The organism is Burkholderia sp. AU16482 (assembly GCF_002223285.1).
GTDB lineage: Bacteria > Pseudomonadota > Gammaproteobacteria > Burkholderiales > Burkholderiaceae > Burkholderia > Burkholderia semiarida.
The window spans coordinates 124,633-148,640 of the sequence record NZ_NKEY01000007.1 but is presented as its reverse complement, the minus strand read 5'-3'; the positions used below and the strand labels follow the sequence as shown (position 1 = coordinate 148,640).

Below are 24,008 nucleotides of genomic sequence, written 5' to 3'. Positions count from 1 at the left end.
GCACCCATCGGGCGCGGCGGCTTTTTTCAGCGCCCGGCGATCGCCGGTTCGCGCTTGTCCAGCTCCTTCCTCGCGGCCAGCGGCAGACGTGCGTCGTCCCACTGCGTCAGCCATTCGACTTCCTTCGCGGTGAACACCTGTCCGTAGTTGCGCAGCGCGTACTGCAGCGCGTCGACGACGTGATGGCGAATGATTTCGGGGGTACGTGCATCGTCCAGCACGAACCGGAGGGCTTCCAGGGTCGACATACTCGTGCTCCGGGTCAGGGAAAACCCTTTATTACACGCCAATAGTCGCGGGCCAAGCCGAAAAAAAATCCTGCCGCGCGGGGCTGGCCCACGCGAGGGCCGTGGATTGCGACGCCTTCATGGGCGGCGACGGGCATCGCGCTCGTCGCGGTGTCGCGCGTGTCGCGCAGGGGCTGGCCGGTTCGGCGTGGGCGAAGGCATCGGCCCGGCGCTTCGCCCGGCGCGCGTCGTGCGCGGGCTTGAAACGGGGCGCGCAACCCGCCATATTGGCCGGGTATCACCCGTTCAACGACGTACCGAAAGGATCGTTCATGCGCCTTCTGCTTGCCCTGCTGCTCCCGTGGTTCCAGTTCTTCACGATCGGTCGCCCGATCGCGGGGATCATCTGTCTCATCCTTCAAATCACGATCATCGGCTGGCTGCCGGCCGCGATCTGGTCCGTGTATGCGCTGAGCCAGTACAAGACCGATCGCAAGATCGAGGCCGCGTTGCGCGGGCGGGGGTAGGGCGCAAGCGACAGCGCAATATTTTCCGCTGACAAGCATGCCGATACCGGGCATTTCGGCAGATATCTACATAATTTGCGGGCCAAGTTAGGCGCGATTTGTATAGATTTCTGCTGAAATGGACAAACGCTATAACGCGATGTCGCTCCCCGAACAGCTTGCGCTGCCGCGCCAGGCAATCGAGGACGTTCTCGCGCATCCCGAGTGGTCGTTGCGCGAATCGGTGCGCCATCTGAAGAAGACGATGCGGCTGACGAGCGCCGAGATGGCGAAGCTCGCAGGCGTGTCGACCAAGACGATTCAGGATATCGAACAGGGCCGCAGTGACGGGACGGTACAGACGATGAATCGCATCTTCGGCATGCTGGGGCTCAAACTGGGTGTGGTGCGGCAGAGCCCGTAGCCGGGCAGCACATGTCGGCCGGAGGTTCCTCGATATTGCGGCGCTGGCTGCATGCGGCTGAAGCGGCATGCCGTCGACGACAAAACGGCCGCCCGGTCCATCGTTCGACCGGGCGGCCGCTCCGGCCTACTTCACCGCAAACAGCGTCAGGTTCATGAAGATCTTGAACGCATAGCCGAGCGTGACGGCGCCGATCACGCCGCCCGCCCACAGAACGACGAACCACATCCAGCCGCGCATCCGCGGCCGTGGCGCCTCGGGCGGGCGATCGGCGGAATCAGTGGTGGTAGTAATGCTGGTCTTCATGGCGCACCTTGCCTCGGAATACCCAGTAACCCATCGTCGTGTAGGCGATGATGATCGGGAGGATAACCGCTGCGCCGACCAGCGTGAAGGTCTGGCTCGAACGCGGCGCCGCCGCTTCCCAGATCGTCATCGTCTGCGGAATCGCGTACGGGAATAGCGTGACGAGCAGGCCGACGTAGCCGAGCAGCACCAGCGCCAGCGCGAGCAGGAACGGCGTCATGTCGTGCCGGCCGCGCACCGCGCGGCGCATCCACACCGCGCACGCGGCCACCAGGAACGGCACCGGCAGCAGACGCCAGAACAGCCCCGAATCGAACCAGCGCTGCGCGATGGCCGGGTCCTGCAGCGGCGTCCACAGGCTGACGACCGCGATGAAGCCGAGCAGCACGACGGTCAGCGGCCACACGACGCGATGCAGGCGGCGCTGCAGGTCGCCTTCGGTCTTCGCGACGAGCCAGCAGCAGCCGAGCAGCGCGTACGTGACGATCAGGCCGAGGCCCGTCAGCAGGCTGAACGGCGTGAGCCAGTCGAACGCGCCGCCGGCGTACACGCCGTCCTTCACGTCGATGCCCTGCAGGAACGCGCCGAGCGCGATGCCCTGAAACAGCGTCGCGCCGGCCGAGCCGCCGATGAACGCGAGATCCCACAGCTGCTTCGTGCGTCGCGCCTTCGCGCGGATCTCGAACGACACGCCGCGGAAGATCAGGCACACCAGCATGAAGATCAGCGGCAGATACAGCGCCGACAGCACCGTCGAATAGACGATCGGAAACACCGCGAACAGCCCGGCGCCGCCGAGCACGAGCCACGTCTCGTTGCCGTCCCACACAGGGGCGACGGTGTTCATCATCAGGTCGCGTTCCTTCTCGTCCGGGAAGAACGGGAAGACGATGCCGATGCCGAGGTCGAAGCCGTCGAGCACGACGTACATGAAGAGCCCCAATGCGATGATCGCGGCCCAGATTACGGTGACGTCCATAGGTTTTCTCGTATGCGAATGGGATGGGCTCAGACGGTCTCGATCAGCTCGTCGACGGCCGACATCGGGCGGCGCGCGGTGTGATCGGGGCGCGTATCGGGCAGATCGTGTTTCGCGTCGTGCTTGACGTCGGGCAGCGCCGGGCCGGCCTTCATCAGCTTCAGCATGTAGTACACGCCGGTGCCGAACACGAGGAAGTACACGATCACGAACGTCATCATCGACAGGCTCACCTGCTGCACCGACAGCGGCGACACGGCCTGCGCGGTGCGCATCACGCCATACACGACCCACGGCTGGCGGCCGGCTTCGGTCGTCACCCAGCCCGCGAGCAGCGACACGAACCCGGTCGGGCCCATCACGAGCGCGAAGCGCTGGAACCACTTCGATTCATACAGGCGGCCGCGGCGGCGCAGCAGCCACGCGAGCGCGGCGAGGCCGATCATCGCGAAGCCGAGGCCGACCATGATCCGGAAGCTCCAGAACACGACCGTCGAATTCGGGCGGTCTTGCGGCGGGAAATCCTTCAGCCCGCGGATCTCGCCGTCCCAGCTGTGCGTGAGGATCAGGCTGCCCAGGTGCGGCACCTTCACCGCGTAGCGGGTCGTTTCGGCCTTCATGTCCGGAATGCCGAACAGGTTGAGCGCGGTGCCGCCCTTTTCGGTTTCCCACAGCCCCTCGATCGCGGCGATCTTCGCGGGCTGATGCTTCAGCGTGTTGATGCCGTGCTGGTCGCCGATCACGGCCTGCAGCGGCGCGAGCACCAGCAGCAGCCACAGCGCCATCGAGAACATCTTCTTCACGCCCTTGTCGCGGCGGCCCTTCAGCAGGTGCCACGCGCCCGTCGCTGCCACCACCAGCGCGGCGACGATGAACGCGGCGATCGCCATGTGGAACAGGCGGTACGGGAACGACGGGTTGAAGATGATCGCGAACCAGTCGGTCGGCACGACGCGGCCGTCGACGATCTCGAAGCCCTGCGGCGTCTGCATCCAGCTGTTCGACGCGAGGATCCAGAACGTCGAAATCAGCGTGCCGATCGCGACCATCAGCGTCGCGCCGAAGTGCGCGCGCGGGCTCACGCGGTTCCAGCCGAACAGCATGATGCCGAGGAAGCCGGCCTCGAGGAAGAACGCGGTCATGACCTCGTACATCAGCAGCGGACCGGTGACGGCGCCGGCGAAGCTCGAGAAGCCCGACCAGTTGGTGCCGAACTGATAGCTCATCACGACGCCGGACACGACGCCCATCCCGAACGCGACCGCGAAGATCTTCGACCAGAACAGGCAGAGGGTTTTGTAGTACTGCTTGCCGGTCTTGAGCCAGCGGTATTCGAGCACGGCGATGAAGCTGGCGAGGCCGATGCTCAGTGCCGGGAAGACGATGTGAAAGGAGACGGTGAACGCGAATTGCAGGCGGGCCAGATCGAGGGCCGAAAGTGCGGTGTCCATACCAGTTGACCGAGGCTTGACGATACCCGCCGGCGGGTGCCGACGGACCCCGGCGGACTGGCGTCGGGGTTGGCTGGAGTATGGGCCGCGATGTTGCACCGCGAAATGCGCCAACTCGTCGCAGATGTCCAGCCCATCGCGCCCGGTTTCGCGGTAAATCTTTGATTCGTATCAAGAAGGCCGTTCGCCGCGCGTGCGGCCGCGGCGTGGCGGTCTGACGCACGTGCGTCAATATGGCGCGTCGCGTCATCGGAACGACGTCGCGCGTCCGGAATCGGCGCGCGCGGCGGCGGCCGGCAGGCGCCGCGCGAATTGCGTACACTCTCAGCTTCGTTTCGGCAGGGCCGGGCGCATCGGTTCCGGCTCGCGTTTACCCAGGGCACAGTGATGATCGATTTACGCAGCGATACCGTGACACGTCCGAGCCAGGCGATGCTGGCCGCAATGACCGCCGCCGAAACTGGCGACGACGTCTGGGGCGACGACCCGACCGTCCTGCGTCTGCAGGCGGTGACGGCCGAGCGGGCCGGCAAGGAAGCCGGCCTGTTCTTCCCGAGCGGCACGCAGAGCAACCTGGCCGCGCTGATGTCGCATTGCGAGCGCGGCGACGAGTACATCGTCGGCCAGCTCGCGCACACCTACAAGTACGAAGGCGGCGGCGCGGCCGTGCTCGGGAGCATCCAGCCGCAACCGATCGAGAACGCGCCGGACGGCACGCTGCCGCTCGCGAAGATCGCCGCGGCGATCAAGCCGCTCGACAATCACTTTGCCCGCACGCGCCTGCTCGCGCTCGAAAACACGATCGGCGGCCAGGTGTTGCCGGAAGGCTATGTGCAGGAAGCCGTCGCGTTCGCGCGCGGCCGGGGCTTGTCGACGCACCTCGACGGCGCGCGCGTGTGCAACGCGGCCGTCGCGTCGGGGCGCCCGATCGCCGAGCTGTGCGCGCCGTTCGACACCGTGTCGATCTGCTTCTCGAAAGGGCTCGGTGCGCCGGTCGGCTCGGTGCTGGTCGGCAGCCGTGCGCTGATCGAGCGCGCTCAGCGCTGGCGCAAGGTGCTGGGCGGCGGGATGCGGCAGTCGGGCATTCTCGCGGCGGCGTGCCTGTATGCGCTCGATCACAACGTCGAGCGGCTCGCGGACGATCATGCGAATGCCGCGCATCTCGCGGCCGGCCTCGCGCGCATCGATTCGGTGAAGGTGCTGTCGCATGCGACGAACATGGTGTTCGCGCAATTCCCCGAAGCCGATTGCGCGCCGCTCGAGGCGTGGCTCAAGGAACGCGGCATCCTCACGCAGATGCTGTATGCGTCCCGCTTCGTCACGCACTGCGACGTGTCGCGCGCGGACATCGACACGTTCATCGACGCGGTCGGCGCGTATTTCGCGCAGCGTCGCGCGTGAAGCGGAATGCGCCGGCCGGCGACGGGCCGGCGCGACGTGGCATGACGCAAAACCCCGAGGGACGACGCGGCATGTAGGCGGTCGATCGTTACCGCGCGGGCGGATTACGCTTGCGACGGCGTGTCGACGGGCGGCGTGCCGTCGTGGAACAGCGATTTCAGTTGCGTGCGCAGTTCGGCGCTGTCGGTGTGCTGGTGTACCGAGACCGCATGTTGCACGGCGGCCTCGAGCAGTTCGTTGTCGGAGTCGGCCGAAATGGCGACCGAGCAATGCATCGCGCTGGGAAACTCGCGGCAATCGATATAGCGGCGGGACATGATGTTCTCCTCACACGAAAGGGAACGGCCGGACCTGGATGATCGGCCGCGCGGCGCGTTCGCGAGGCCGATGGAAAAAGTATAGGCGGCGCGGCCGACTTTTCTCGCCGCAGTGCGCACCGCGCCGGCCGTGTCGATCGCCCGCGCGCCGGCCGGCGCGTCACGGCAACGGCGCGAGCAGCCGGCGCGCCGCTTCGACCACCCGCGCGGACAGCGACGCCATCGTCGGCGACTGCACGGTCCACGCGTGCCAGTACAGCGTGACGTCGGTCGGATGCGTGGGCGCGAGATCGACGAGCCCTTGCGCATCGAGCGGCGCGGTGCCGATCAGTGGCTCCGGCACCATCGCGTAGCCGAGCCCGTGCCGTACCGCCGCGAAGTGCGAATGGGTGCCCGGCACGTAGTGGCATGGATACGCGCCTTCGGGCAACCCGAACTTTTCCTTCAGAAACGACGATTGCAGCGTGTCGCGCCGCGAATACGCGACGACGGGCGCGTGGCGCGCACTCGTGCGGTTCAGCCCGCGTGGAAACCAGCGCACCGCGAACGCGGCGGCTGCGAGCAGCCGGTAGCGCATCGTGCCGAGCGGCGTCGCGAGGCAGCCGCGCATCGGCTTCGGCTCGGTTGTCACGCAGCCGACCGCCATCCCGCTTTCGAGCAGCGCGAACGTGTGGTCCTGGTCCTCGACGATCAGTTCGAACAGGATCCGCTCGCCCGCGAGTACCGACGTCAGCGCGGGCAGGAACCACGTGCCGAGGCTGTCGGCGTTCAGCGCGATCGTCACGGAGATCGGCGATTCGCGCTCGGCCGCGAGCGTGCTCTGGAGGTCGGCCTGCAGCAGCGCGACGCGGCGCAGATGCTGCAGCACGCGCTGCCCGGCCACTGTCGGGCGGCACGGCCGCGTGCGCAGCACGAGCGGCGTGCCGAGGCTCGCTTCCAGCGCGCGGACCCGCTGCGTGACGGCGGACGCCGTCACGTGCAGGCGCACGGCCGCCTGCTCGAAGCTGCCGGTGTCGGCGACGGCCAGCAGCGCGGCGGCCTGCTTCGGATCGATCGTCATCGACATGTCGGGAGCAATTCCTGTGATCGGGGACGAGAACAGGCCGTAGTGTAAGGCAGCGTGCGTTGCCGTCCCGGCGCGGCACGTCGTTCGGCGGTGCGCGATTCGTCGTCGGAATCGGTTGCCGCGCATGGGGCGCGGCGGCGCGGGCATTTTGATCTACGCTGTATGAATGTGCGCGATGCCGCTCGCGCGGCGGCGATGTCGTCGTGCCGGCGCAGGCCCCTGACGACGCCATGCAGTGTGCCGATCCGACTACACCTCACTGAAGAACACGCGACGGAGCAATAAAGCAATGATCTTCCGGCAACTTTTCGACCCGCAGTCGTCGACGTACACGTATCTGCTCGCCGACGGCGCATCGCGCGAAGCGCTGCTGATCGATCCCGTGTTCGAGCAGGTGCGCCGCGACGCGGCGCTGCTCGACGAACTCGGGCTGCGGCTCGTCGCGACCGTCGACACGCACGTGCACGCCGATCACGTGACGGGCGCGTGGCTGCTGAAGCAGCACACGGGCAGCGCGATCGCGATCTCGGCGGCGAGCGGCGCGCAAGGCGCCGACCGCTACCTGAACGACGGCGACCGTTGCGCGTTCGGCGCGCGCTACCTGACCGTGCGCGCGACGCCCGGCCACACGAACGGCTGCATCAGCCTCGTGCTCGACGACGAATCGATGGCGTTCACCGGCGATTGCCTGCTGATCCGCGGCACCGGCCGCACCGACTTCCAGCAGGGCGACCCGCGCGCGCTGTATCGCGCGGTGCACGGCCGGCTCTTCACGCTGCCGGCCGCGTGCCTGCTGTATCCGGCGCACGACTATCGCGGGCTCACGGTGACGAGCGTCGGCGAGGAGCGGCGCTTCAACCCGCGCCTCGGCGGCGATCTCAGCGAAGACGATTTCGCCGGCTACATGCGCAATCTCGGGCTCGCGCATCCGCGCCAGATCGACGTCGCGGTGCCGGCGAACTTGCGGTGCGGCGTGGCCGCGAACGCGCCCGATGCGCAGGCCGCCCCCGGCTGGGCGCCGCTCGTCTATACGTTCGCCGGCTTCTGGGAAATCGATCCGCAATGGCTCGAGGATCATCTGCCGGCCGTGCAGGTCGTCGACGTGCGCGAGCCGGACGAATTCACGGGCCCGCTCGGTCATCTGCCCGGCGCGACGCCGATTCCGCTCGGCGAACTGGCCGCGCGCGCCGGCGAAATCGCGCGGGACCGGCCGGTCGTGACCGTGTGCCGGGCCGGCGGGCGCTCCGCGCAGGCGACGGTGATCCTGAAGCAGGCCGGCTTCGATGCGGTCGCGAATCTCGGCGGCGGGATGCTGCGCTGGCGCGCCGAAGGGCGCGTCGTGATGGACGGCCGGTCGTAGCGGCCGAGGCCGGCTCCCTCGAAAAAAAATCCGGACCGGTGTCGAAACGGCCCGGCGCCGTTCGTCGTCCAGGTATCCGATCATGTGGCGCCGCCTGACGCGGCGCCGAAACCCTGAGAGACCCGCGATGATGCCGACGCTTTACGCCCATCCCTTTTCGTCCTACTGCCAGAAGGTGCTGACCGCGCTGTACGAGAACGGCACGCCGTTCGACTATCGCGTGCTTGCGCACGACGATCCGAAGCCGATGCAGGAACTGGCCGCGCTGTGGCCGCTGAAGCGCTTCCCGGTGCTCGTCGACGCGGGCCGCACGGTGATCGAGGCGTCGATCATCATCGAGTATCTCGGCCTGGCCCATCCGGGCCCCGTGCGCCTGCTGCCCGACGATCCGCGCGCCGCGCTCGAGGTGCGGACGATGGACCGCTTCTTCGACAACTACGTGGCGACGCCGCAGCAGAAGGTCGTGTTCGACGCGCTGCGGCCGGAAGCCGAGCGCGATGCGCGCGGGGTGGCCGACGCGCGCGCGATGCTCGATACGTCGTACGCGTGGCTCGACAAGACGATGGCCGATCGCGAATGGGCGGCCGGCGATCGTTTCAGCCTCGCCGATTGCGGCGCGGCGCCGTTCCTGTTCTACGCGGACTGGACGCACCGGATCGATCCGGCGTTCGCGAACGTGATCGCGTACCGCAAGCGCCTGCTCGCGCGGCCTTCGTTTGCGCGCGCGGTCGACGAGGCGCGGCCGTATCGTTCGTTCTTTCCGCTCGGCGCGCCCGATCGCGACTGACGGGCGCGGCCGTCGCACGGCGTGCTGCCGCTGCACATGGCCGGCAGCGCGCGCCGGGGCGACGGAACGACAGCAGCAGCGGCAGCATCGCGCGTGTGCCCGTCACATCGTGCGCGTGGCCGACTGCGCGAGCGTCAGCAGTTCGTCGAACTGCGTGATCAACTCGAAGCACAGCAGGAACGCGAGCGTATAGGCGGGCGCGGGGAAGCGCCGGATCGTCTCCAGCACCTGCGGCGCGAAGCGCGAGCGGATCGCGTCGCGCGTCAGCAGCCACGCGATCGCGATGCCGATCGCGGCGCCCGCGATCAGGTCGGTCGGGTAGTGAAAGCCGAGATACGCGCGCGGCAGGCAGATGAACACGACCGAATACAGCAGTGCGACGACGCCGACGCGGCGCGCGATGATGAAGATGCCGGTGGCGATCGCCATCCACAGCATCGCGTGATCGCTCGGAAACGAACTCCATGTCTGCAGGGTCGCCGCGCGCAGTCCGGCCGACGGGAAGTGCAGGTGCAGGTCGGTGTTGTAGATCGGCCGCACGCGGAACGGCAGCACCTGCGCGAGCACGCGGCCGACGGCGAGCGCGACGAGCCCGCTCGCGACGGTGGCGACGACCAGTTCGCGTTGCCGTTCGCGATGCGGGCCGGGCTGGAACCACAGCCAGCACAGCACGGGAACGAGCACGAAGCCCTTGAACGTGTAGAGGCCCGCGATCACGCGGATCGCGTGATTCATCAACGGGCCGAACGTCACGTGGGTGAGGAAGATCTGGATCGTGGTGTCGAAATCGTTCATGTCCTGTGCGACCCGGGCGGACGCGCCGCGCATGACGGGCGGCCGGCTGGATCGAAAAGCGCGCTCGCACCGAGCGCAACGGGGGGCAAGTATGTCACCCGTTATTTCGAAGAAAATGCGAAAAAATACCGGGATTCCCCTGATAAACCGGGGCTGTGTGGTGGGGCCGGATGGGCGAGCGCCGTGTGGTGCGGTAGGTCGAATCGTCCGACGTTTGCGGGCGGCCATGCACGCGCGCCGGAAAAATATTTTGTTGAACTGGACAATTCGGCAGGACGGTGCGGACCTTGCGCCGAATGAGTGATTGCCGTGCCGGAGTGGCGTAAATCTGCCGGGCGGCGCAGCGTCATGCGTGTGCCGATCAAAAAATTAAAAAGCGGGCAAGCCTCATCGGCCTGCCCGCCGGCGTGACGCGATGCGCGGCTTCAGTTGCGCCACACCCGCACGGCGAGCGCGGCCAGCGACGTCACGACGGCCAGCGCGGTCACCGCATTCCAGCCCAGTTGCGCGAGCAACGAACTGCCGATTGCCGCGCCCGCCGCCATCCCGATGAACATGCCGACGAACAGCACCGCGTTGAGACGGCTGCGCGACGCGGGATCGATCCGGTAGACGATCGATTGGTGCGCGATCAGCGTGGCCTGCACGCCGAGATCGAAGCCGATCGTCGCGAGCGCGAGCAGCACGAGCTGCGCATGCGGCGACATCAGCGGCGCGGCGGCCATCGACGCGAACGACACCGTCGCGATGCCGATGCCGATACGCGTGACGCGCTCGGGGCCGTGATGGTCGGCCAGACGTCCGGCGATCGGCGCGGCCAGCGCGCCGGCGGCGCCCGCGAGGCCGAATGCGCCGGCTGCCGCGCTGCCGAGATGGAACGGCGCGCCGTGCAGCATCACCGCGAGCGTCGACCAGAATGCGCTGAACCCGACGGCCAGCAGCCCCTGGGCGAGCGCGGCGCGGCGCAGTGCCGAATGCTCGCGCCACAGCGCGCCGAGCGAGCCGATCAGCGCACGGTACGGCAGCCGCGTGGTCGGCTCGAAGCGCGGCAACCCGCGTGCGGCCACCGCGCCGATCACGGCGACGCTGGCGGCCGCGAGCGCGAACATCGCGCGCCAGCCGGCCGTCTCGGCGATGAATCCGGCCACGACGCGCGACAGCAGGATGCCGAGCAGCAACCCCGTCATCACGGTGCCGACGATGCGGCCGCGATGCGTGTCGTGAGCGAGCGTCGCGGCGGCCGGCACGACGTCCTGCGCCATCGTCGCGGCGAGGCCGATCGCGAAGCTCGCCGCGAGCAGCAGGCCGAGCGACGGCGCGACGGCGGCCAGCAGCAGCGCGACGACCAGCGCGGCGGCCTTGGTCACGATCACGCGGCGCCGGTCGAAGCGGTCGCCGAGCGGCGCGAGCAGCAGGATGCCGAGCGCATAGCCGAGCTGCGTGAGCGTCGGCACGAAGCCGATCGCCCGCGCCGACGCGCCGAGATCGGGCGCGAGCGCGCCGAGCATCGGCTGCGCGTAGTAGAGCGGGGCGACGCCGAGGCCGGCGGCGGCCGCGAGCAGCAGCACGAGCCGGCGATCGGGCATCGAATGGGCAGCCGGGCGGGCCGGGGCATGCGCCACGCGGGGCGCGGCGTCGAGACTGGTCGGGGTGGACATCGCGTGCATCCTCGGTTGAAGAAAGGGTTGGACGCGAGTGTGGCGGTACTCGGCGGACGACGGTAGTGCCGCCTTGCGCACATTTGTTATACGCTCCACGAATGACCGAAAAATCTCCTCCCTCTCGCGCTGCTGGCGGATCTCCGCGCGTTCAGACGGTGCCGGTGAACGGTGCGGGCTATCGCTTCGAGCTGATGGAAACCTTCGTGCGCATAGTCGAGGCCGGCAGCCTGTCGGCGGCCGCCGTGCAGCTGCATACCACGCAGCCGACGATCAGCCGCCGGCTGCAGGCGCTGGAAAGTTCGCTCGGCATGCGGCTGCTGCAACGCACGACCCATACGATGCGGCTGACCGTCGACGGCGAGCGGTGCTTCAAGCAGGCGAAGGAGCTGCTGGCGAGCTGGGCGGCGTTCGAGGCCGATTTGCGCGGCGCGCAGGAGGAGCCGGACGGGCTGCTGCGCGTCGCGGTGCCGCACGCGTTCGGGCAGCAACGTTTCGTTGCGCCGCTCGCGCAGTTCCTGCGCGACTATCCGCGCGTGTCGGTCGAGTGGCTGCTGCAGGACGAGGTGCGCGATTTCGTCGGCAGCGGCATCGATTGCGCGATCCAGGTCGGCGAGCCCACCGATCCCGGCGTGGTCGCGATCCGGCTGACGAAGGTGCCGCGTTTCGTGGTCGCCGCGCCGTCCATACTGAACGGCGCCGACGTGCCGGCCGATCCGGACGCGCTCGCCGCGCTGCCATGGCTCGCGTTGCGCACGTACTACCGCAACGAGCTCGCGCTGACGCATGCGGCCACCGGCGACACGCGGCGCATCGCGATCCGCCCGCGCATCACGACCGCGAACCTGTATGCGCTGCGCAGCGCGGCGCTGCTGGGCGTCGGCGCGTGCGTCGGATCATCGTGGATGCTCGCCGACGATCTCGCGCGCGGCGATCTCGTGCACCTCGCCCCCGAATGGGAGGCCGCGTCGCTGCCCGTCTACCTGACTTATCCGCATGCGCAGTTCTATCCGTCGCGGCTCGTGCGGTTCGCCGCGATGATGCGCGAGGCCGTGCCGGCGCTCGTCGAAGGGCGCGACGGCTGAAGCAACGCGGCCCGGGTGGCGGTACGCCGTCAGCCCCGCCGGATCCCTTCGGGCAGCGCGCTGATGCGGCGCACTTCAGGCGAATCGAGCCACGCGCGCGACGTCGCGCAGTCGACGAACATGTCGGTCGCGTCCTCGCCCCAGAACAGGTCGCCGTCGAGCACGAAGGTCGGCACGCCGAACACGCCGTCGGCGATCGCGCGATCCGTGTTCACGCGCAACGCGTCCTTGACCGGCTGGGCTTCGACGGCCGTCACGCCTTCCGGGAAGCCGACGGCTTCGCACAGCGCGGCGAAACCTGCCGGCGTCGACACGTCCTCGCCGTCGCGCCAGATATGCCGGAAGATCCGCTGGATCGCGTCGCGTGAGCCGCCCATCGCGATCGCGAGGCGCAGCGGCTTGATCGGATTGAACGGGTGCGCGGGCGGCATCCGGAACGCAATGCCGAGCTTGTCCGCGCGGTATTGCGCATGCCGATAGGTGAACACGCGTTTGGCCGCGATCTCCGCCGGCGCTTTCTGGCCCCAGTGCGTGAGCAGCGCACCGAGCACGATCGGCCGCGGCTCGAACGCGGCGGCGGGCGGCAACCGGTCGAACTGTTCCTGTTGCAGGTAGGCGAACGGCGAAACGAAATCGAAATACCAGCTGGCGGTGCGCGGGGCGTTCATCGCGGGAGTCTCCTCGGGCGGATCCGGTTGTCGGCTGCAGGGCAGTGTCGCACGCGGCGGCGTTTTGCGCCGCAGCACCGCCTTTCGTCACCGGAATGAACGACCGCTAAGCGGCTTCCACCAGCGCCGCGAGCTTCGCCAGCGCCATCTGCCAGCCGGTCTCGTTGTCGGCGGCCGGCACGCCGGGCGGTATGCCGTCGTGCACGGCGTCCACGCGCGTGCCGCCCGCTTCGTCGGACAGCGTGATCGTGATCGTCATCGCGCCGCGCAGCATCGGGTCGTCGGTTTCGAATACGTCGATCTCGACGATCTGCTGGTCGGGCACCAGCGTGACGAAGCGGCCGTGATAGGTGTCGGTGCGCGCGGTGGTCTTGCCGGTGCCGGCCGACGGCGCGTCGTAGCTCAGCGACACCCGCAGCGCGCCGCCTTCCCGTGTGTCGTACGCGTGCACGCGGCACGTCATGCCGTCGGGCACCTTCCATTGCTCGACCGCGTGCGGGTCGAGCAGCGCGCGATAGACGCGCCCGCGCGGCGCGTTCAGGTGCCGGCTGACCCGGGTCGAATGCGTGTGCGTGTGCAACATGTCGCCTCCCGCGAAGCGTGCGAGACGGTGCACGCCGGCGCCCGGCGTGTCGTCATGCTTCCTTCAGGAATCCTAGGCGCGGGCGTGGCGGCATGCAATGACCGCACGCGAAGCGGCGTTCAGCGCAGCGTGGCGGCAAAGGCGTCGAGCTGCGTGATGCAGGTGTTCCAGCCCTCGAAAAAGCCGAGCGCTTCGTGGCGCTCGCGCGTCGCGGCGTCGGGGTGCATCACGCGCGCCTCGTAGCGGCTGCCCGCGTCGTCGTCGGCCATCGTGACGATCGCCGTGAAGCCGAGCCACGGCGTCTGCGGCCGCCAGCCGCCCGCGAGCATCGACGTGAACGCGATACGCGATTCCGGCACGATGTCGAGGAAGCAGCCGGGGTTGTCGCTCGTGCCGCCATCGGGGCCGCGCATGAACGTATGGAAGGCGCCGCCCGGCCGCAGGTCGAACGCGCGTACCTCGGTGGTCCATGGTTTCGGGCACCACCATTCCTTCAGCAGTGCCGGGTCGGTCCATGCGCGCCACAGCGCGTGGCGCGGCGCGCGCAACGTGCGCGTGATGACGAGATCATTGGCTTCAGCGGGTTCGACGTGGCTGGCTGACATCTTGCTCCTCCTGGTGACGGCGTTCGACGAATTCGACGAGACGATCGGATCGCGCTTCCCACTGCGCGCGCTGCGCGGCGAGCCATGCCTCGGCCTCGGTCAGCCGGCTGCCGACCAGCGCGCAGGTGCGCGAACGGCCGGTTTTCCGGGTCGCCACGAGGCCGCTGCGCTCGAGCACGGCGAGGTGCTTCATGAACGACGGCAGCGCCATGTCGAATGGCGCGGCCAACGCGGAGACGGTCCGCTCGCCCTGGCCGAGCGCGCCGACGATCGCGCAGCGCGTCGGATCGGCAAGGGCATGGAACACGTCGCTGATGCCGGGTTGAAAGTTATCCATTTGGCTAAGTGTAGGCGATGTGGCCATCGGTGCAACGACAATTTTCGTCGCGTACGATGATGGGGCGGTAACGCGCGCCGGTCGGGCGCCGCGTTGCCGGACGCCTGCCGTCGTCGCGCGTGCCGCGACGCCCGGCCCGCGTTCGTTCCGATTGGGGCCCATGCCGAACCCGCGCGTGCGGCCCACCTGACTACCGGAGAGGGCATGACCGAACCCGTTACCGTTCGCCGCGTCGGCGCAAGCGAAGCGATGGCCTGTGTCGATGCGCTGGCCGACGTGCTGATCGATTGCGTCGAAGGCGGCGCGTCCGTCAGCTTCATGTTGCCGATCGAGCGGGCGACCGCCGTCGCGTTCTGGACGCGTGTGGCCGAGGGCGTCGCGAGCGACGAGCGCATCCTGCTCGTCGCCGAGGATGCGTCCGGCCGGATCGTCGGCACGGTGCAGATCGTGATCGCGCAGCCCGAGAACCAGCCGCATCGCGCGGACATCGCGAAGATGCTCGTGTCGCGGCATGCGCGCCGGCAGGGCGTCGCCGCACGACTGATGGCGGCGGCCGACGCGGCCGCGCGCGACGCCGGCAAGACCGTGCTCGTGCTCGACACGGTGATGGGAGGCGACGCCGAGCGGCTGTACGAGCGGGCCGGCTGGCAGCGCGTCGGCGTCGTGCCGAACTATGCGTTGATGCCCGACGGCGCGCCGTGCGCGACGACGTATTTCCACAAGCAGCTCGCGTAACGGCCATCGTCATGCATCCGGCCGCGCCGGCGCCGTTGTTCGCCATGCGTGCGGCCGGTGTCGTTGCGCCGATCGCGCCCGCGTGGCTCGCTGCCGGGTGGCGCCGCCGCACGCTGGTGCCGTGGCGGAGCCGGTGTCGTCGATGCGGGCGCGCGTCGCGTGACGGGTGTGGCCTGTGAGAAAAGCGTCACCGCGCGCGGCCCCCGGTCCGATATAGTCGCGTGCACGCAGCAAGACGCCCACCACACGTCACGAAACCGCCGCCTCGATGAAACGCTCCCACGCCGCTTTCGCCCTCACGGGCCTGCTCGTCGCGCTGCCGATCGCCGCGTATGCGCTCGTCAAGCCGCTGCGCGTCGTCGCGCCCGCGCTGATCCCCGGCGTGTCGTGCCCGAGCACCGACATCTGCACGGACGATGTCGCGAGGCTCGGCGAGGCGCGGCAGCTCTATCACGACGGCTACGCGCGCGCGGCGGCGACCGTCGGCGCGTTCCGCGCCGCACCGCGCGTCGTGTTCTGCGCGACCCGCACGTGCGCCGATGCGTTCGGCCTCGGCACACGCGCGGCGCTGACGCTCGGCGATTTCGGCGTGGTGATCGCGCCGCGCGGCTGGCAGACGTACTTTCTCGCGCACGAGCTGATCCACCACCGGCAGGCCGAAGTACTCGGCAACCTGGCCGTCCTGACCAAACCGCGCTGGCTGATCGAAGGGATGGCGTATTCGCTCAGCGACGATCCGCGCCATCCGCTGGCCGAGCCGTTCGAATCGTGGCGCACGCGGTTCGCCGCGTGGAATGCGGCGCGCGGCACGCAGCCGCTGTGGGACGCCGCGCGGGCGATCGAATAGCGCGACAAGAACGCGGACGCCGCGCCGCGGCGCGCACGGCCAACGCTCAACTCGACGTGGCCGATTCGCCGCGTCGGCCGGCCAGCGTGTCCCGTCCCGCGTCGAGAATCTCGTCGGCCAGCGCCGGATCGGTGCCGGCGATCGCGCGCGACAGCACGAGCGCGCCGACCATCTGGCTGAAGACCGCGAGCGCGTCGCGACGCGTCTGCGCGGGCGTCGCGCCTTCGGCCGCCACCATCCGTTCCAGCCGATCGAGATACGCTGCGAGGCCGTGCGCATAGCACGCGCGCGCCGCATCGGTCAGCCGCGGCGCATCGCCCGCGAAGCCAGACAGCGGGCAACCGGCCTCGACGTTGTCGCGATGCGCGGGCGACAGATACGCGGCCACCTGCGCGTCGAGACTGCCGGCATTCGGTGAATCCGCGCGGTCGTGCATCGCCTTTTCCATCACTTCGGCGACCAGCGCGTCCTTCGACTTGAAGTGGTTGTAGAAGCCGCCCTGCGTGAAGCCGGCTTCCTTCATCAGTTCCGTCAGCCCCACGGCGTCGACGCCGCGCACGCGGAACAGCCGCTCGGCGGCCGCGACGATCGCGCTTCGGTTCTCGGCAGCCTGTTGTCTGGACACGCCCATCGATCTCTCCCTGATTTCCTGTTCGATCGCGTCGATTGAAAAACACAATGGTGATCGCCATTGACACGACCATGCGGCGAGAACACAATGCACCGCAAAGACAATGGTGATCAACATTGACATTGAGTGTAGCCGACTGGGCGGATCGTGGCAAAGCCACGGCGGGTACACCGGATGGCAACGGGTCAGCGTCTTTGGCGCCGTGGGGTGTGGGTCGCGGGCGGCTTGCCGTCGGCGGCAGGCCGCGGCGCCACGGTTCGCCAGGCAACGACAGTCTCGTTTTTACCCGGATCTCACGCGCGGCGAGCCGGCGCGCGGGCGATTCATCACGCGAAAGGACGCATCATGAAAATCGAAGGTGCAGTGGTGTTCATCACGGGCGCGAACCGCGGGCTGGGGCTCGAGTTCGCGAAGCAGGCGCTCGAACGGGGCGCGCGGAAGGTCTATGCGGGCGCGCGCGATCCGGCCAGCGTGACGCTGCCGGGCGTCGTGCCCGTGAAGCTCGACGTGACCGACCCCGCGGCGGTCGCGGCAGCGGCCGAGGCGGCGCGCGACGTCACGCTGCTGATCAACAACGCCGGCATCGCGCGGCTCGGCAGCCTGACCGACGAGGGCGCGCCCGACGCATTGCGCGCTCACCTGGAGACCAACGTGTTCGGGATGCTGGCGATGTCGCGCGCATTCGCGGGCACCCTGGCGGCCCACGGCGGCGGCGCGATCCTGAACATCCTGTCGGTCGCGAGCTGGGTGAACCGGCCGATCCTGTCGAGCTACGGCGTGTCGAAATCGGCCGCATGGGCGTTGACCAACGGGCTGCGCCATTCGCTGCGCGAGCAGCGCACGCAGGTCGTCGGGCTGCATGCCGGCTTCATCGATACCGACCTGACGGCCGGCCTCGACGTGCCGAAAGCCACGCCGGCCGACGTCGTGCGGCAGGCGTACGACGCCATCGAGGCAGGGGCGGAGGAAGTGTCGACCGACGAGTTCACGCGGCAGGTGAAGGCCACGCTGTCGTCGGGCGTCTATCTGGAAGAACCGGCGCCGCGTTGACGCCGCCGGTCGTGCGAACCCGCCGCCCGCGCCGTGGGCGCGGCGGCGGCGGGTCGTGCCGTCAGACCGTGGTGTCGATGATGCCCGGGATCTTCACGTCCGGGTTCACGTCCGCGCCGTAGTCGACCCCGGCGATCTCGAAGCCGAACAGGCGCAGGAACTCGGTCTTGTAGCCCGCGAAGTCCGTCGTCTCGTACAGGTTCTCGTTCGTGACCGTGTCCCACATCGCGACGACCTTCTGCTGCACCTGCGGATCGAGTTCCTTGTAGTCCGCGCGCAGGCGGCCTTCCTCGTCGACATGCGGCGTCGCGCCGTACAGGCTGTCCTTCAGGAGCCCGTACACCTGCTCGATGCAGCCTTCGTGCGTGCCCTTCTCCTTCATCACCTTGAACAGCAGTGACAGGTACAGCGGCATCATCGGGATCGCCGAGCTGGCCTGCGTGACGACCGCCTTCAGCACCGACACGCGGGCGTCGCCGCCGTGCGCGGCCAGCTTGTCGCGGATCGACAGCACCTTCTTGTCGAGATCCTTCTTCGCTTCGCCGATCGAGCCGTTCCAGTAGATGTCGTGCGTGATCTGCTCGCCGAGGTACGTGAACGCGGTGGTCTTCGCGCCGTCGGCCAGCACGCCGGCTTCGGCCAGCGCGTCGATCCACATCTGCCAGTCCTCGCCGCCCATCACCGCGACGGTGCCGTCGATCTCTTCCTGCGTCGCCGGCTCGAGCGACACTTCGCGGATCACTTCCTTGTCGGTGTCGAGGCCGCGGAACGTGACGGCCTTGCCGACCGGCTTGAGCGTCGAGCTGATCGTTTCGCCCGTCTTCGGATGCGTGCGGCGCGGGGCGGCGAGGCTGTAGACGACCAGATCGACCTTGCCGAGATCCTGCTTGATGGTGTCGATCGTGACCTGCTTGACCTTGTCGGAGAATGCGTCGCCGTTGATGCTGCGCGCATACAGCCCCTTTTCGGCGGCGAATTTCTCGAACGCGGCGCTGTTGTACCAGCCGGCCGTGCCCGGCTTCGTCTCGCTGCCTGCGCGCTCGAAGAACACGCCGAGCGTGTCCGCGCCCGAGCCGAATGCGGCCGAGATCCGGGCGGCGAGGCCGTAGCCGGTCGACGCGCCGATCACGAGCACCTTTTTCGGGCCATTGGCGATCGGGCCGTGCGAAGTCACGTAATCGATCTGTTCCTTGACGTTGGCTTCGCAGCCGACGGGATGAGTCGTCACGCAGATGAAGCCACGCACGCGCGGTTTGATGATCATGGGAGAACCTCTAGTCAGAAAGGCGGGGACGGCCTGAAATCGGAAAAATCCCGCGCATTGTAAAGGAAGCGGCCGATCGCGGGCGGGCGCGGCCGGAAGGCGCGCGATCGCCCGGTTATTTCTCTCTTGACAGAAATAACTGAAAAAACTAAATTTCCCACCATGGAACTCACACCGATTGCCGAACGATTCATTCTTCACTGGGGCGAAATGGGCTCGCGGTGGGGCGTCAACCGTACTGTCTCGCAGATTCACGCGTTGCTCTACCTGGCCGGACGGCCGGTGGCAGCGGACGAAATCGCCGAGACGCTGAACGTCGCGCGCTCCAACGTCAGCACGAGCCTGAAGGAGTTGCAGGCATGGCGGCTCGCGAAGGTCGTGCACGTGCTGGGCGATCGCCGCGACCACTTCGAGACGTCGACCGACATCTGGGAGTTGTTCAAGCTGATCGTCGAAGGGCGGCGGCAGCGCGAGATCGAGCCGACGCTCACGGTGCTGCGCGATTGCCTGACGAGCCCGGAGATCGCGAACGAAAGCCGCGAGACCGAACAGCGCATCCGCGACACGCTGCAGTTCGTCGAGACGCTGACGACGTGGTCGGACGAGATGCTGAGGCTCAAGCCCGATACGCTGATGAAGGCGCTCGGCATCGGTGCGAAGATCAGTCAGACGGTCCGGCGCAAGCCGTCGAAGTAAGCGGTAACGGAGAGCGGGCACGCAGCCCGCTTTTTTCGGGGTTGTTGTTTCTGTCATTACAGAAATAACTGTAAATAGAGGACGAACATGAACGCAGTCTTGCCGTCGACCTGCCCGCCCGAGCGTTCCGGCGCACGCGGCATGACCGTGCTCGTGTGCGGCGCGAACGGCTTCATCGGGCGGGCGCTGTGCGCGCAGCTCGAAGCGGGCGGGCATCGCGTGCTGCGCGGCGTGCGTCACGCGGCCGGCCCGCACGACGTCGCGATGGACTTCGTGCGGGACGTCGATCCGCCAGCATGGCTTGCGCGGCTGAACGGCGTGGACGTGGTGATCAACGCGGTCGGCATGCTGGCGGATCGACGCGGCGCGACGCTCGACGCCGTGCATCGCGCCGCGCCGTGCGCGCTCTTTACCGCATGCTGCCGCGCCGGCGTGCCGCGCGTGATCCAGATCTCGGCGCTCGGCGTCGAGCGCGGCGATACGCGGTACTTCGCGAGCAAGCAGGCGGCCGACCGCTTCCTGCAGACGTTGCCGATCGACTTCCGCATCGTGCGCCCGGCGCTCGTCTACGGGGCGGCCGGCGCATCGGCGCGGTTTTTCCGGATGCTCGCGAGCTTGCCCGTGCACGTCCTGCCGGCGGGCGGCCGTCAGCGGCTGCGCCCGGTGCATGTCGACGATCTCGCCGAAGTCGTGGCGCGGCTCGTGACGGAGCCGGCCGATTCGCCGTCGGCGGCGGGCCGCCGCGTGATCGACGTGGTCGGCAGCGACGAGGTCGAATACCGCGAGATGCTGGCCGGCTACCGCGCCGCGCTCGGGTTTCCGCCGGCGGCCCGCGTGACGCTGCCGGGCCCGTTGGTCGGCGCGGCGGCCGTACTGCTCGGCGCGTTGCCGGGCGCGATGCTGACGCGCGACACGTGGACGATGCTGCGCGGCGGCAACACGGGCGATCCGGCTGCCACCGCGGCCGTGCTGGGCCGGCCGCCGCGCCGCATCGGCGGGTTCATCGGCGCGGAAGCCGCCGCGCTGCGCCGCGACGCGCTCGCGATGTGGCGGCGTCCGTTGCTGCTGGGCGCGCTCGCGATCGTGTGGATCTGGACGGCGATCGCGAGCGCCTTCATCCATCCGCTGCACGCAAGCCTCGCGCTGCTGGCGCCCGCGCACCTGACGGGGCTGCCCGCGCTGATCGCGCTTTACACCGCCAGCGCGCTGGACTTCGCGCTCGGCATCGCGACCGTCGTCGCGCCGTCGCGGCGCCTGTGGGCCGTGCAGGCGGCGCTGATCGTCGCGTACTCGGCGGTCATCGCGGTCACGATGCCCGGCCTGCTGGCCGAACCGTTCGGCCCCGTGCTCAAGAACGTGCCGATTCTCGCCATCCTGTTGATCCTCTTTTCAGAAGAAGAACGCGCATGAACACCTATCTCGTCATCAAGGCGCTTCACATCCTGTCTTCGGTGCTGCTGGTCGGCACGGGGTTCGGCACCGCGTTCTACCTGTTCTTCGCGAACCGCACGCGATCGGTGCCCGCGATCGCGGCCGTGTCGCGGCTCGTGGTGCGCGCGGACTGGTGGTTCACGACGCCGGCCGTGATCTTCCAGCCGGCGTCCGGGTTGTGGCTCGCGCATACGGCCGGGTGGCCGTGGCATACGCCGTGGCTGCTCGCGTCGATCGTGCTGTACGCGGTCGCCGGCGCGTGCTGGCTGCCGGTCGTGTGGTTGCAGCTCGAACTGGCGGCGATGGCGAAGCTCGCGCACGCCAACGGCGACGCCGCGTTGCCCGAGCGCTACTGGCGCTATGCGAAGCGCTGGGAACGGCTCGGTTATCCGGCGTTCTTCGCGATGCTGACCGTCTACTTCCTGATGGTGGTCAAGCCGATGTGAGCCCGTCGCCGTCGTGCGGAAGCGGCCTGCCGTTTCCCGCGAGGTCGTGTATAACTTCGGCGTGACCGCGTTCGGCGCGTGCCGTGCGCGCCGAACGTTCGCACCCGACCTCACAAGGAGCCTGCATGCTGCAAGTCCTCGGCAAGATTCCGTCCATCAACGTCCGCAAGGTGCTGTGGCTGTGCACCGAACTGAACCTGCCGTTCGAACAGGAAGACTGGGGCGCGGGCTTTCGCACGACCCACGACCCGGCCTATCTCGCGCTGAATCCGAACGCGCTCGTGCCCGTCATCAAGGACGACGACTTCGTGCTCTGGGAATCGAACACGATCATCCGCTACCTCGCGAACCGCTACGGCGGCGACGCGCTGTATCCGGCCGAGCCGCAGGCGCGTGCGCGCGTCGACCAGTGGATCGACTGGCAGGGCTCGGACCTGAACCGCTCGTGGGTCGGCGCCTTCCTCGGCCTCGTGCGCAAGTCGCCCGATCACCAGGATCCGGACGGCATCGCTCAGTCGATCGCGGGCTGGACGACTCACATGCGCGTGCTGAATGCGCAGCTCGAAAAGACCGGCGCGTACGTGGCCGGCAACACGTTCACGCTCGCGGATATCCCGATCGGCCTGTCGGTGAACCGGTGGTTCGGTACGCCGTTCGAGCATCCGGACCTGCCGGCAGTGTCGCGCTACGTTGAACGGCTCGCGACCCGCGAAGGGTTCAAGCAGTACGCGGGCAGCGCGAATCCGTAATGCGGCGCAGGCAGCGCTTGAAGCGGTGGTATTGCCTTCATCGCCGCTTCACGACCGATTCACCGACGCACCTGCCCGTCGTCACGCACCGGGCGCCGGCACCGCGTCGAGCACGCGTGCGAGAAACGCCTCGTGATTCCACGCGGCTTCCGGCCGCGACAGCCCGAGCCGCACGACCACCAGCTCGCGGCTCGGCACCACGCTGACGAACTGGCCTTCATGGCCGACCGCATGAAACGCGTCGGCCGGCATCGCCCGCGCATGCGGATCGCGATCGTTGAACGGCTCCGGCACCTTGACCCACAGCTGCGCGCCGAATTCCTGCCGCGGTGACTGGGGCGTCGCGCGCGTCAGATAGCGCACCCAGCCTTCGGGCAGCAGCCGCTGCCCGTTCCACACGCCGTCCTGCAGCAGAAGCTGCCCGAAGCGCGCCCAGTCGCGGGCGCTCGCATACATGTACGACGCGCTGACGAGCGTGCCGGACGCATCGGGCTCAAACACCGCGCTGCGCATCCCGAGCGGCGCGAACAGCGCGCGGCGCGGAAACGCGAGGTAGTCGGCGTCGCTGCCGCCCAGCGCTTCGCGCATCACGCGCGCGACGATCGCGCTCGTGCCGCTCGAGTACGACCACTGCGTGCCGGGCGTCGCGGCAAGCGGCTTCGCCGACGCGAACCGCGCGGTATCGGGCTGCGTGAACAGCATCACCGCGACGTCGGAGAGCGGATCGTCGTAGTCCTCGTTGAATTGCAGGCCGCTCGTCATCCGCAGCAGCTCGTCGAGCGTGATGGCCGCGCGCGGATCGCCGCTGCCGCGCCATTCTGGCAGCAGTGCCGACGCGTCGGGCGACAGCCTGTGCCGCGCGACCAGCGTGCCGACCAGCGCGGCCGTGACGGTCTTCGTCATCGACCAGCCGGGCAGCGGCGTGGCGGCCGTGAAGCCGGGCGCATAGCGTTCGGCGATCACCTGGCCGCGCCACATCACGACGACCGCGCGCGTGCGCCGCGGCCGCGCCGGATCGGGTTCGTCGAACGCGCGGTCGAGCGCGGTCTGCAGCTTGTGCGTGTCGATGCCGGCGGGCGGCGTGGCCGGTGCGGGCGGGTCGGGTTGCGCGGGCGGCGGATCGGGGAGGGCCGGCAGCGCGGCGGGCAAGGTGGCCGCCGCCGCACCGGCCGTGGCCCCGAGCGCGAGCGTGCAGCCGAGCCCGGGCCGGAAGTCGGCTTCGCGTTCGGCGAAGCCGGCGAAGGTCGCCACGGCGCGACGATGGTCGGGATCGAGCGACGGGCGCACCAGTTTCAGCAGCGGATGGACGCCGGCCATGATGTCGACGTCGATCACGGATGCGGCCGGACGGCCCGATACGAACACGCCGGAACACAGCGCCTTGGCCGCATAGCCGGTCGCGATCGGCGCGAGCCGGGACAGCATGTAGCCCGTATAGCCGATCGCGGCCACGAACACGAGCGCGACACCGCGCAGTATCGGCTTCTTGAGGGGGATCGTCATGCGCGAGCGTCCTCGGTGGCGTGCCGGCCGGCATCGATGCGGCAGTGTCGCAGGTTCGGGCGATGCGGTGCAATCGCTGCCGTGTGACGCATGATGACCGC

The 24,008-nt window shown here is 68.7% G+C and carries 28 protein-coding genes; 13 read left to right on the top strand and 15 right to left on the bottom strand.

Annotated features, from left to right (window positions below; genetic code table 11):
- Positions 1 to 26: 26 nt before the first annotated feature.
- A complete protein-coding gene (locus CFB35_RS27620; protein WP_011548933.1) occupies positions 27 to 248 on the bottom strand; it encodes a hypothetical protein in 222 nt (73 codons plus the stop codon).
- Between the two features lie 311 nt (positions 249 to 559).
- Between CFB35_RS27620 and CFB35_RS27615 the strand changes: the two genes are divergently transcribed.
- Both CFB35_RS27615 and CFB35_RS27610 read left to right on the top strand, forming a co-directional pair.
- Positions 560 to 754 carry a YqaE/Pmp3 family membrane protein gene (locus CFB35_RS27615; RefSeq protein ID WP_059582194.1) on the top strand — a complete coding sequence of 65 codons (195 nt, stop codon included), beginning with the start codon at positions 560 to 562 and terminating at the stop codon, positions 752 to 754.
- 118 nt (positions 755 to 872) lie between these two features.
- Positions 873 to 1,157 (top strand): helix-turn-helix domain-containing protein, encoded by a 285-nt coding sequence (locus CFB35_RS27610; protein ID WP_059581841.1) that lies wholly within the window; start codon positions 873 to 875, stop codon positions 1,155 to 1,157.
- Between the two features lie 126 nt (positions 1,158 to 1,283).
- Here CFB35_RS27610 and CFB35_RS27605 read toward each other — a convergent pair whose 3' ends face one another.
- Genes CFB35_RS27605 through CFB35_RS27595 form a run of 3 tightly spaced genes read right to left on the bottom strand, consistent with a single transcriptional unit; the run spans position 1,284 to position 3,893 of the window.
- A complete protein-coding gene (locus CFB35_RS27605) occupies positions 1,284 to 1,463 on the bottom strand; it encodes a hypothetical protein (RefSeq protein ID WP_034187692.1) in 180 nt (59 codons plus the stop codon).
- On the bottom strand, positions 1,435 to 2,442 hold the full coding sequence (cydB, locus tag CFB35_RS27600; protein WP_059581843.1) for a cytochrome d ubiquinol oxidase subunit II: 1,008 nt from the start codon (positions 2,440 to 2,442) through the stop codon (positions 1,435 to 1,437). The genes CFB35_RS27605 and cydB overlap by 29 nt, the downstream gene beginning before the upstream one ends.
- Before the next feature lie 29 nt (positions 2,443 to 2,471).
- A complete protein-coding gene (locus tag CFB35_RS27595; protein ID WP_059581846.1) occupies positions 2,472 to 3,893 on the bottom strand; it encodes a cytochrome ubiquinol oxidase subunit I in 1,422 nt (473 codons plus the stop codon).
- A 387-nt stretch (positions 3,894 to 4,280) separates the two neighbouring features.
- Here CFB35_RS27595 and ltaE point away from each other — a divergent pair, with 387 nt between their 5' ends.
- Positions 4,281 to 5,294, top strand: a complete 1,014-nt coding sequence (gene ltaE, locus CFB35_RS27590) for a low-specificity L-threonine aldolase (RefSeq protein ID WP_059581849.1) — start codon at positions 4,281 to 4,283, stop codon at positions 5,292 to 5,294.
- 104 nt (positions 5,295 to 5,398) lie between these two features.
- Here the strand turns inward: ltaE and CFB35_RS27585 are convergent, their stop codons facing one another.
- Both CFB35_RS27585 and CFB35_RS27580 read right to left on the bottom strand, forming a co-directional pair.
- On the bottom strand, positions 5,399 to 5,611 hold the full coding sequence (locus CFB35_RS27585) for a DUF1059 domain-containing protein (RefSeq protein ID WP_059581851.1): 213 nt from the start codon (positions 5,609 to 5,611) through the stop codon (positions 5,399 to 5,401).
- 160 nt (positions 5,612 to 5,771) lie between these two features.
- Entirely contained in the window at positions 5,772 to 6,677 is a 906-nt protein-coding gene (locus tag CFB35_RS27580; RefSeq protein WP_059581854.1) for an HTH-type transcriptional regulator ArgP, read from the bottom strand.
- Between the two features lie 289 nt (positions 6,678 to 6,966).
- On the opposite strand from CFB35_RS27580, the gene CFB35_RS27575 reads away from it, so the two are divergent.
- On the top strand, positions 6,967 to 8,037 hold the full coding sequence (locus tag CFB35_RS27575; protein WP_060011231.1) for a rhodanese-like domain-containing protein: 1,071 nt from the start codon (positions 6,967 to 6,969) through the stop codon (positions 8,035 to 8,037).
- A 127-nt stretch (positions 8,038 to 8,164) separates the two neighbouring features.
- Complete coding sequence (locus tag CFB35_RS27570; RefSeq protein ID WP_059581859.1) at positions 8,165 to 8,824, top strand: glutathione S-transferase family protein; 660 nt, start codon at positions 8,165 to 8,167, stop codon at positions 8,822 to 8,824.
- Between the two features lie 102 nt (positions 8,825 to 8,926).
- Here CFB35_RS27570 and CFB35_RS27565 read toward each other — a convergent pair whose 3' ends face one another.
- Both CFB35_RS27565 and CFB35_RS27560 read right to left on the bottom strand, forming a co-directional pair.
- On the bottom strand, positions 8,927 to 9,619 hold the full coding sequence (locus CFB35_RS27565) for a phosphatase PAP2 family protein (protein WP_089465914.1): 693 nt from the start codon (positions 9,617 to 9,619) through the stop codon (positions 8,927 to 8,929).
- A gap of 425 nt (positions 9,620 to 10,044) precedes the next feature.
- On the bottom strand, positions 10,045 to 11,277 hold the full coding sequence (locus tag CFB35_RS27560) for an MFS transporter (protein WP_060011301.1): 1,233 nt from the start codon (positions 11,275 to 11,277) through the stop codon (positions 10,045 to 10,047).
- 101 nt (positions 11,278 to 11,378) lie between these two features.
- On the opposite strand from CFB35_RS27560, the gene CFB35_RS27555 reads away from it, so the two are divergent.
- A complete protein-coding gene (locus CFB35_RS27555; protein WP_059581861.1) occupies positions 11,379 to 12,362 on the top strand; it encodes a LysR family transcriptional regulator in 984 nt (327 codons plus the stop codon).
- Between the two features lie 29 nt (positions 12,363 to 12,391).
- Here the strand turns inward: CFB35_RS27555 and CFB35_RS27550 are convergent, their stop codons facing one another.
- The 4 genes from CFB35_RS27550 to CFB35_RS27535 form a co-directional block, all read right to left on the bottom strand.
- Positions 12,392 to 13,030 carry a 2-hydroxychromene-2-carboxylate isomerase gene (locus CFB35_RS27550; protein WP_059581864.1) on the bottom strand — a complete coding sequence of 213 codons (639 nt, stop codon included), beginning with the start codon at positions 13,028 to 13,030 and terminating at the stop codon, positions 12,392 to 12,394.
- Positions 13,031 to 13,136: 106 nt separating this feature from the next.
- Positions 13,137 to 13,613 (bottom strand): SRPBCC family protein, encoded by a 477-nt coding sequence (locus tag CFB35_RS27545; RefSeq protein WP_059581866.1) that lies wholly within the window; start codon positions 13,611 to 13,613, stop codon positions 13,137 to 13,139.
- 119 nt (positions 13,614 to 13,732) lie between these two features.
- Positions 13,733 to 14,218 (bottom strand): SRPBCC family protein, encoded by a 486-nt coding sequence (locus CFB35_RS27540; RefSeq protein WP_059581869.1) that lies wholly within the window; start codon positions 14,216 to 14,218, stop codon positions 13,733 to 13,735.
- Positions 14,190 to 14,555 carry a helix-turn-helix transcriptional regulator gene (locus CFB35_RS27535; protein ID WP_059581871.1) on the bottom strand — a complete coding sequence of 122 codons (366 nt, stop codon included), beginning with the start codon at positions 14,553 to 14,555 and terminating at the stop codon, positions 14,190 to 14,192. Before CFB35_RS27535 ends, CFB35_RS27540 begins: the two co-directional genes overlap by 29 nt.
- A gap of 204 nt (positions 14,556 to 14,759) precedes the next feature.
- Between CFB35_RS27535 and CFB35_RS27530 the strand changes: the two genes are divergently transcribed.
- A complete protein-coding gene (locus CFB35_RS27530; RefSeq protein ID WP_060011234.1) occupies positions 14,760 to 15,290 on the top strand; it encodes a GNAT family N-acetyltransferase in 531 nt (176 codons plus the stop codon).
- 268 nt (positions 15,291 to 15,558) lie between these two features.
- The gene (locus CFB35_RS27525) at positions 15,559 to 16,137 is read left to right on the top strand and encodes a hypothetical protein (RefSeq protein WP_060011236.1); all 579 of its coding nucleotides are present in this window, start codon (positions 15,559 to 15,561) and stop codon (positions 16,135 to 16,137) included.
- A 46-nt stretch (positions 16,138 to 16,183) separates the two neighbouring features.
- Here CFB35_RS27525 and CFB35_RS27520 read toward each other — a convergent pair whose 3' ends face one another.
- Positions 16,184 to 16,768, bottom strand: a complete 585-nt coding sequence (locus tag CFB35_RS27520; RefSeq protein ID WP_060011238.1) for a TetR/AcrR family transcriptional regulator — start codon at positions 16,766 to 16,768, stop codon at positions 16,184 to 16,186.
- Between the two features lie 345 nt (positions 16,769 to 17,113).
- Between CFB35_RS27520 and CFB35_RS27515 the strand changes: the two genes are divergently transcribed.
- Positions 17,114 to 17,818: an SDR family oxidoreductase gene (locus tag CFB35_RS27515; RefSeq protein ID WP_059641434.1), complete on the top strand. Its 705-nt coding sequence runs from the start codon at positions 17,114 to 17,116 to the stop codon at positions 17,816 to 17,818.
- A 61-nt stretch (positions 17,819 to 17,879) separates the two neighbouring features.
- Here CFB35_RS27515 and fabV read toward each other — a convergent pair whose 3' ends face one another.
- Positions 17,880 to 19,082: an enoyl-ACP reductase FabV gene (gene fabV / locus CFB35_RS27510; protein ID WP_060011240.1), complete on the bottom strand. Its 1,203-nt coding sequence runs from the start codon at positions 19,080 to 19,082 to the stop codon at positions 17,880 to 17,882.
- A gap of 162 nt (positions 19,083 to 19,244) precedes the next feature.
- On the opposite strand from fabV, the gene CFB35_RS27505 reads away from it, so the two are divergent.
- From CFB35_RS27505 to CFB35_RS27490, 4 genes are all read left to right on the top strand, one after another.
- Positions 19,245 to 19,778 carry a GbsR/MarR family transcriptional regulator gene (locus CFB35_RS27505; RefSeq protein WP_011548968.1) on the top strand — a complete coding sequence of 178 codons (534 nt, stop codon included), beginning with the start codon at positions 19,245 to 19,247 and terminating at the stop codon, positions 19,776 to 19,778.
- Positions 19,779 to 19,865: 87 nt separating this feature from the next.
- Positions 19,866 to 21,188: an SDR family oxidoreductase gene (locus CFB35_RS27500; RefSeq protein WP_089465833.1), complete on the top strand. Its 1,323-nt coding sequence runs from the start codon at positions 19,866 to 19,868 to the stop codon at positions 21,186 to 21,188.
- Complete coding sequence (locus CFB35_RS27495; protein ID WP_059581888.1) at positions 21,185 to 21,655, top strand: DUF2269 domain-containing protein; 471 nt, start codon at positions 21,185 to 21,187, stop codon at positions 21,653 to 21,655. The genes CFB35_RS27500 and CFB35_RS27495 overlap by 4 nt, the downstream gene beginning before the upstream one ends.
- Before the next feature lie 125 nt (positions 21,656 to 21,780).
- Positions 21,781 to 22,404: a glutathione S-transferase family protein gene (locus tag CFB35_RS27490; protein WP_059581890.1), complete on the top strand. Its 624-nt coding sequence runs from the start codon at positions 21,781 to 21,783 to the stop codon at positions 22,402 to 22,404.
- Between the two features lie 81 nt (positions 22,405 to 22,485).
- On the opposite strand, the gene CFB35_RS27485 is transcribed toward CFB35_RS27490, so the two are convergent.
- Positions 22,486 to 23,907: a serine hydrolase gene (locus CFB35_RS27485; RefSeq protein WP_059581893.1), complete on the bottom strand. Its 1,422-nt coding sequence runs from the start codon at positions 23,905 to 23,907 to the stop codon at positions 22,486 to 22,488.
- Positions 23,908 to 24,008: the final 101 nt, after the last annotated feature.

Coding starts and splice junctions, on each gene's coding strand:
- CFB35_RS27620 (WP_011548933.1), bottom strand. CDS start 248: ATGTCGACCCTGGAAGCCCTCCGGTTCGTGCTGGACGATGCACGTACC.
- CFB35_RS27615 (WP_059582194.1), top strand. CDS start 560: ATGCGCCTTCTGCTTGCCCTGCTGCTCCCGTGGTTCCAGTTCTTCACG.
- CFB35_RS27610 (WP_059581841.1), top strand. CDS start 873: ATGGACAAACGCTATAACGCGATGTCGCTCCCCGAACAGCTTGCGCTG.
- CFB35_RS27605 (WP_034187692.1), bottom strand. CDS start 1,463: ATGAAGACCAGCATTACTACCACCACTGATTCCGCCGATCGCCCGCCC.
- cydB (WP_059581843.1), bottom strand. CDS start 2,442: ATGGACGTCACCGTAATCTGGGCCGCGATCATCGCATTGGGGCTCTTC.
- CFB35_RS27595 (WP_059581846.1), bottom strand. CDS start 3,893: ATGGACACCGCACTTTCGGCCCTCGATCTGGCCCGCCTGCAATTCGCG.
- ltaE (WP_059581849.1), top strand. CDS start 4,281: ATGATCGATTTACGCAGCGATACCGTGACACGTCCGAGCCAGGCGATG.
- CFB35_RS27585 (WP_059581851.1), bottom strand. CDS start 5,611: ATGTCCCGCCGCTATATCGATTGCCGCGAGTTTCCCAGCGCGATGCAT.
- CFB35_RS27580 (WP_059581854.1), bottom strand. CDS start 6,677: ATGTCGATGACGATCGATCCGAAGCAGGCCGCCGCGCTGCTGGCCGTC.
- CFB35_RS27575 (WP_060011231.1), top strand. CDS start 6,967: ATGATCTTCCGGCAACTTTTCGACCCGCAGTCGTCGACGTACACGTAT.
- CFB35_RS27570 (WP_059581859.1), top strand. CDS start 8,165: ATGATGCCGACGCTTTACGCCCATCCCTTTTCGTCCTACTGCCAGAAG.
- CFB35_RS27565 (WP_089465914.1), bottom strand. CDS start 9,619: ATGAACGATTTCGACACCACGATCCAGATCTTCCTCACCCACGTGACG.
- CFB35_RS27560 (WP_060011301.1), bottom strand. CDS start 11,277: ATGTCCACCCCGACCAGTCTCGACGCCGCGCCCCGCGTGGCGCATGCC.
- CFB35_RS27555 (WP_059581861.1), top strand. CDS start 11,379: ATGACCGAAAAATCTCCTCCCTCTCGCGCTGCTGGCGGATCTCCGCGC.
- CFB35_RS27550 (WP_059581864.1), bottom strand. CDS start 13,030: ATGAACGCCCCGCGCACCGCCAGCTGGTATTTCGATTTCGTTTCGCCG.
- CFB35_RS27545 (WP_059581866.1), bottom strand. CDS start 13,613: ATGTTGCACACGCACACGCATTCGACCCGGGTCAGCCGGCACCTGAAC.
- CFB35_RS27540 (WP_059581869.1), bottom strand. CDS start 14,218: ATGTCAGCCAGCCACGTCGAACCCGCTGAAGCCAATGATCTCGTCATC.
- CFB35_RS27535 (WP_059581871.1), bottom strand. CDS start 14,555: ATGGATAACTTTCAACCCGGCATCAGCGACGTGTTCCATGCCCTTGCC.
- CFB35_RS27530 (WP_060011234.1), top strand. CDS start 14,760: ATGACCGAACCCGTTACCGTTCGCCGCGTCGGCGCAAGCGAAGCGATG.
- CFB35_RS27525 (WP_060011236.1), top strand. CDS start 15,559: ATGAAACGCTCCCACGCCGCTTTCGCCCTCACGGGCCTGCTCGTCGCG.
- CFB35_RS27520 (WP_060011238.1), bottom strand. CDS start 16,768: ATGGGCGTGTCCAGACAACAGGCTGCCGAGAACCGAAGCGCGATCGTC.
- CFB35_RS27515 (WP_059641434.1), top strand. CDS start 17,114: ATGAAAATCGAAGGTGCAGTGGTGTTCATCACGGGCGCGAACCGCGGG.
- fabV (WP_060011240.1), bottom strand. CDS start 19,082: ATGATCATCAAACCGCGCGTGCGTGGCTTCATCTGCGTGACGACTCAT.
- CFB35_RS27505 (WP_011548968.1), top strand. CDS start 19,245: ATGGAACTCACACCGATTGCCGAACGATTCATTCTTCACTGGGGCGAA.
- CFB35_RS27500 (WP_089465833.1), top strand. CDS start 19,866: ATGAACGCAGTCTTGCCGTCGACCTGCCCGCCCGAGCGTTCCGGCGCA.
- CFB35_RS27495 (WP_059581888.1), top strand. CDS start 21,185: ATGAACACCTATCTCGTCATCAAGGCGCTTCACATCCTGTCTTCGGTG.
- CFB35_RS27490 (WP_059581890.1), top strand. CDS start 21,781: ATGCTGCAAGTCCTCGGCAAGATTCCGTCCATCAACGTCCGCAAGGTG.
- CFB35_RS27485 (WP_059581893.1), bottom strand. CDS start 23,907: ATGACGATCCCCCTCAAGAAGCCGATACTGCGCGGTGTCGCGCTCGTG.